At 52.6% G+C, this 5285-nt stretch carries 8 protein-coding genes; all 8 read left to right on the forward strand.

Features of this window, described 5'->3' with window-relative positions; all coding sequences use genetic code 11:
• The coding region (locus tag J4G02_21890) for a hypothetical protein (protein ID MCE2397166.1) at window positions 1–1293 on the forward strand (1293 nt) is incomplete at its 5' end.
• Window positions 1294–1312: 19 nt separating this feature from the next.
• The gene (locus J4G02_21895; GenBank protein MCE2397167.1) at window positions 1313–1843 is read left to right on the forward strand and encodes an alcohol dehydrogenase catalytic domain-containing protein; all 531 of its coding nucleotides are present in this window, start codon (window positions 1313–1315) and stop codon (window positions 1841–1843) included.
• Complete coding sequence (locus J4G02_21900; protein ID MCE2397168.1) at window positions 1818–2285, forward strand: zinc-binding dehydrogenase; 468 nt, start codon at window positions 1818–1820, stop codon at window positions 2283–2285. The genes J4G02_21895 and J4G02_21900 overlap by 26 nt, the downstream gene beginning before the upstream one ends.
• A 27-nt stretch (window positions 2286–2312) precedes the next feature.
• Window positions 2313–2681, forward strand: a complete 369-nt coding sequence (locus tag J4G02_21905; protein ID MCE2397169.1) for a hypothetical protein — start codon at window positions 2313–2315, stop codon at window positions 2679–2681.
• Window positions 2682–2693: 12 nt separating this feature from the next.
• On the forward strand, window positions 2694–3488 hold the full coding sequence (locus tag J4G02_21910; protein MCE2397170.1) for a phytanoyl-CoA dioxygenase family protein: 795 nt from the start codon (window positions 2694–2696) through the stop codon (window positions 3486–3488).
• A 13-nt stretch (window positions 3489–3501) separates the two neighbouring features.
• Complete coding sequence (locus tag J4G02_21915) at window positions 3502–4248, forward strand: NAD(P)-dependent oxidoreductase (GenBank protein ID MCE2397171.1); 747 nt, start codon at window positions 3502–3504, stop codon at window positions 4246–4248.
• A 125-nt stretch (window positions 4249–4373) separates the two neighbouring features.
• On the forward strand, window positions 4374–4952 hold the full coding sequence (locus tag J4G02_21920) for a VCBS repeat-containing protein (protein MCE2397172.1): 579 nt from the start codon (window positions 4374–4376) through the stop codon (window positions 4950–4952).
• Window positions 4949–5285: VCBS repeat-containing protein (locus J4G02_21925; protein MCE2397173.1), on the forward strand; the 337-nt coding region annotated here is incomplete at its 3' end. The genes J4G02_21920 and J4G02_21925, both read left to right, overlap by 4 nt.

The following is a 5285-nucleotide window of genomic DNA, read 5'->3' on the forward strand; positions in this document are numbered from 1 at the left end:
GTGGTTCGGAGTGCGAATCCGACCCAGACGATCCAAACGCGCGCGACACCGGCATGGGATCCAGAGGAAAAGGTCTATAAATTCTGGGTTATTGGGACAGATGAGAGCTACCGTGTCAGTGCGGACGGGCTGCACTGGACGCCAAGATCTGAACCGAACATTGGGGGAACAATGGCGGTTCGTGATGCGAACGATCCGGATCCGAACAGGCGATACAAAGCTGCGCTCCTCAACGCAGGTTTCGCGGTCTCACCGGACGGCGTGAACTGGAAAAAGCTAGATGTGCCTCCCGTGCCAAGTTCAGATGAAGGAAACTTCTCCTACAGCGAACAAGAAGGCTTGTTCATCCACACAGTAAAGCGCTCCGGTCCCTACGGCAGATCTGTCGCTATGGCTACCAGCACGGACTTTGAGAACTGGGATGATTATGGACTTGTTTTCCACGCCGACGAACTGGATCAGGAGATGGGCAGAGACGTCATCGAAGCACGGCTCACCAATCCCAACCTCCGACAGACGGAATACAATACGCCCGAACATTACAGTGTACAAATCTACAATATGGGCGTATTTCGGTACGAGGGGATATATATCGGGTTGCCATCCATGTACCACCACACCGGTAAAGTTCCTACCGATTGGCCCGGTTTTGATCGGCTGCGTCTATCTCCGTACATCCTAGAGTGCGTCAACGCGCATGGAGATTACACCGGCTTCTACAATATTCAGATGGTCTGCAGCCGCGATTTGAAAAACTGGAACCGCCTCGGTGAACGCAAACCATTCATGGAAACATCAACGTTGGGTGGTGGGGCCTACGATCTGCAAGGGTTACTCGGTCCCTCCAACGCTGTGGTGCGCGGTGACGAACTATGGTTCTACTACACAGGCACCAAGCAGTACGCCTTCATCACCTCCGGCGACGTGCCGGGATATGACGACTACCATCCCGATAGCGGTGCGGTCTGTTTGGCGGTCCTGCGGCGCGACGGGTTCATCTCCCTTGATGCTGGAAAGGAAGTTGGGATCATTTGCACGGAGCCCTTTACGCTGAATGGTGATTCCCTCTTCGTCAATGTCGATGTGCCTAACGGCGAACTGGGCGTTGAAATGCTTTCCGCCGATGGCGATACACTCGCCGCCTCCGCCCGACTTCACGGTGATTACCCTGCTGCACGGATTGCATGGACTGAAGGCAATATCGCTGATTTTATGGGGCAAACTATCCGCCTCCGCCTCACTCTTCAAAACGGACGGTTTTACTCCTACTGGCTCGATTCAACCTCGACTTAAATTTGAAAGGGGTTCAAAAATGAAAGGGATTGTTTTTTTAGGTAACCGCCAATGTGCTGTTAAAGAGGTTCCTACCCCGGAGCCGGGAAATGGAGAAGTTCGGATTAAGATGAAGGTTTCGGGGATCTGTGGAAGTGATCTCCACGTGTATAGACCCGCAGAACCAAGAGATTGGGTCCAAGGGCACGAATCGGCCGGAGTTGTTGAAAAATTAGGTCCGAATGTAACCAACCTCAAAGTGGGGGATCGGGTGACCGTCCATCACCATCAAGGGTGTGGACAGTGCTACTACTGTTCGTTGGGCGATTTCGTATGGTGCCCTGACGATAAAGTGGTCAGCGGGGCATTTGGTGAGTATGTCGTTGCAAATGAACGGAATTGTGTGGTACTCCCAGATCAGATTGACTTCATCGACGGTCCATTTTTCGCCTGTGTCGGAACCACAGCGTCAATATTTCCCACAAACAATCGCCGTATACGGTCTAGGTCCTGTCGGGTTGAGCACGGTGCGTATTGCAAAGTCAATGGGAGCGCAAGTTATCGGAGTTGATGTCATGGAGGAACGCATCGAGGTTGCCGAGAAGTGCGGTGCGGATGCTACCGTCAATGCCGCCACAGAAGATCCAGTTGAAGCCGTGGTCGCGTTCAGTGGGACGGAGGGCGTGGACTACGTTGTCGAAACCTCCGGCAGCGCCGGTGGTCGAAGCAGCATCATCCCGTCGCTTCGCCGTGAGGGGAAAGCCGCACTCGTCGGTGTCGGGAGCGATGATAAGGTCATCAATCCGGGCGACATGGTCTATCGCCGAATCACCCTGATGGGATCGGTCGTATTCCCCATTGGATGGCTGAAAGATTTCGTGCGGTACTGCGCCCAAACGGGATTGACGTTTGCACCTGCAGTAACACACCATTTCCGCGTTGATGACGGCGTCGAGGCACTCCGTGTCGCCGACGAATCGAGATGCGGCAAAGTGGTATTTGATTGGGATTAGCAATTCTAAGAGACAGGGATAAATATAATGGAAACAACCGTCAAACAGTGGCTGGACGAAAGTCGCAAAAAACTTCAAGCGGGTAACCTCACGGAAACCGACCTTCAACGGTTGGAGGCGCTTCTGACCGAACCAAGACAGCTGGTATTGTATCTCTATTCAAAGTCGACAAACATGCGTTCAGCGATTGCCAGTTGGGCACTGTATGACCCGACAGTACCCTATGAACCCACGCTGCCATCACAGGATGTGCCATACGATTCGGTTATCGAAGCGGTCAACGATGGATGGCGGATTGTTCAATTTCCGAGAGCGGAACTCTACCAATTTTCGGATATTGACAATACCTATCTGGGTTACGAATTCATCTTGGAAAAATCGGCTTCAGACTTGTAATAGGAGGAAACGATGAACGATATTCAACCCACTATGGACGACAGCCAAGTGATGGATTTTGTTTCAAAAGGTGCCGTAGTGCTGGAAGGGGTCGTCTCCGACGAGTTCAATCGTCAATGCGAAACTTTGCCGGGCGGCAGAATCAACGAATTCGCTTGTGCTCCCGGATTTCGGAGCGAAGTGCTTTTGCACCCGGAAGTCGCTGGTGTCCCCCGCTCGCTGCTCGGACGAAATTTCTTTATGCCAATAACCGCGCACCATCATCTGTTTGAAGAACCACACACCGGACAGACATGGCACTCCGATGGCCTCTCCGAATACGGTTACGGCGTCAATCATCTGCAATGCTACTACTATCCACAGGACGTTACACTTGAAGACGGTCCCACAATGGTGCTTCCCGGCTCCCATCATCGATTGGTTGACCGAGAGGCGATCGCCCATTACGGCGACATTTTGGGGCAGGTCTCCTTGACTGTTCCCGCCGGGACAGTTGTTTTGACGCACTACGGCATCTGGCATAAGGCGGGACCAAAGTTGAACACGAAACGTCGCGGGATGATTAAATTTTCGTACTTCCGAAATTCGCCGCCGAAGCGGGATTGGCTGATAGAGTCGGAAGAGATACCACCTTACGCCAACCGAGAGCGACACCTTTACGCCAACGAAGTCGAGTCCTATCGCGACATGGCACGACGCCAACGCACATGGAGCTGGTTATGTGGAGTGGATACAACCCCAGATGTCAGCCACGGCGCTAAACTCTTCATTGACGCCCGTCCACTCAGTGAGATTGCGAACGAATAGGAGAAGACTCGCCATGAAAGTGCTAATCGTTGGAGGCGCAGGACATGTCGGGACTATGACGCTGCCATACATGAAATCGCATCATCAGTTTCGCGTCCTCGACCTCTCCCCACCCAAAGATCCAACCGTCGAATATATTGAAGGCTCGGTGACCGATCCGGCGGTTGTCCGGCAGGCGGTCGAGGGTATGGACGCATTCATCTACATGGTTATGCAGCGGCCTACCAACCACGCTTCATCGGCAGCAGATTTTGATGATGTTATCGCCAACTATCAAGTCAACACAATGGGGCTTCATATTCTGCTACACGCAGCGGAAGCAGAAGGCATCACGCACGGCATTTATACAAGTACGTTCACTGTCCATGAACGGACACGGAATTGGTATCCATCTGAGGAAGAGGTTCCACTCGATAATCCCGGTGTATACGGCTTGACAAAAGGATTTGGGGAGCGGATCTGTCGATACTTCTGCCGTGAACACGGTATGTCGATCATCGCCCTACGAATCACCGGTCCCAGGACCCGCCAGCAGTGGATTGAACAACGTGGGCAGCCTAGGTCCAATCAGGTCCATATCTGGGTAACCGATGAGGAAGACCTTGCGCGGGCTTATCTAGCAGGGCTTTCCGTGGAACATACCGGCTTTGATGCCGTATTCATCGCCGGTGACGAGGAACAGCAGGAGATTAATCTGTCAAAAGCCAAACGATTGCTCGGCTGGGAGCCGTTGACACATACTTATGTGAAAACTGATTAACCCACGTCACACCGATTCTTGCGACACCATATCCCATATTGTCCTCATGCCTATCGGTCATGTATCCTATCCCCACGATCATCTACACATACATTGCCGTCTACCTCCCCAACTGTCTAAACAGCATGAAATCTATTTTTCTCGCATGTCTCCTACTTCTCATCAGTAGCTCTTCCATTGCAGACTCGTCGAAGTTTACATCCGTCACAAAGGAAGCAGGCATCCACTTCAAACACTATAACGGAACGAGCGGACAACTGTATTTCATCGAACCCCTCGGCGGAGGCGCAGCATTTCTGGACTACAACAAAGACGGATTCCAAGACATCTATCTCGTCAACGGCGCAGTCCTACCGTCTCTCGCAGAGAAGCAATCAGATTGGGATGAACCACCGCGAAACGCGCTCTATCGCAACAACGGTGACGGCACATTCACCGATGTTTCAGCGGCAGCAAGGGTCGCCGATACAGGATACGGCATGGGATGTGTGGTTGGAGACTACAACAATGATGGGTTTTCCGACCTGTACGTGACCAACTTCGGGGCAAACATCTTTTTCCACAACAATGGCGACGGAACTTTTACCGATGTCACAACGCGGACAGGCACCGGGGACACGCGCTGGGGGGCAAGCTGCGCCTTCGTCGATTACGACAACGACAGCTTTTTAGATACACAATCGAATCCGATCAGGTCTGTATGAACAAAGGGGTGCGTGTTTACTGTGACCCACGCCTCTATGAGGGAGAATTGGATATCCTGTATCACAATAACGGCGATGGCACATTTACCGATGTAACAGAGTCCGCAGGCTTTTCTGAGGCTACGGGACGGGGACTCGCCCTCGCTTGGGCGGATTACGATGACGACGGTGACATGGATGTCTATATCGCCAACGACGCCGACCAAAATTTCCTATACCGCAACAACGGCGATAGCACCTTTACCGATGTCAGCCTGACCGCAGGCGTTGGGTTCAGCGAAGATGGGGACGCTGAGAACGGCATGGGCGCCGATTTCGGGGATTACGATAACG

This window comes from Candidatus Poribacteria bacterium (assembly GCA_021295755.1).
Lineage (GTDB): Bacteria > Poribacteria > WGA-4E > WGA-4E > PCPOR2b > PCPOR2b.

What these genes read in the sequence shown, in the direction of transcription:
- J4G02_21895 (MCE2397167.1), top strand. Translation starts at nt 1,313, where the DNA reads ATGAAAGGGATTGTTTTTTTAGGTAACCGCCAATGTGCTGTTAAAGAG.
- J4G02_21900 (MCE2397168.1), top strand. Translation starts at nt 1,818, where the DNA reads ATGGGAGCGCAAGTTATCGGAGTTGATGTCATGGAGGAACGCATCGAG.
- J4G02_21905 (MCE2397169.1), top strand. Translation starts at nt 2,313, where the DNA reads ATGGAAACAACCGTCAAACAGTGGCTGGACGAAAGTCGCAAAAAACTT.
- J4G02_21910 (MCE2397170.1), top strand. Translation starts at nt 2,694, where the DNA reads ATGAACGATATTCAACCCACTATGGACGACAGCCAAGTGATGGATTTT.
- J4G02_21915 (MCE2397171.1), top strand. Translation starts at nt 3,502, where the DNA reads ATGAAAGTGCTAATCGTTGGAGGCGCAGGACATGTCGGGACTATGACG.
- J4G02_21920 (MCE2397172.1), top strand. Translation starts at nt 4,374, where the DNA reads ATGAAATCTATTTTTCTCGCATGTCTCCTACTTCTCATCAGTAGCTCT.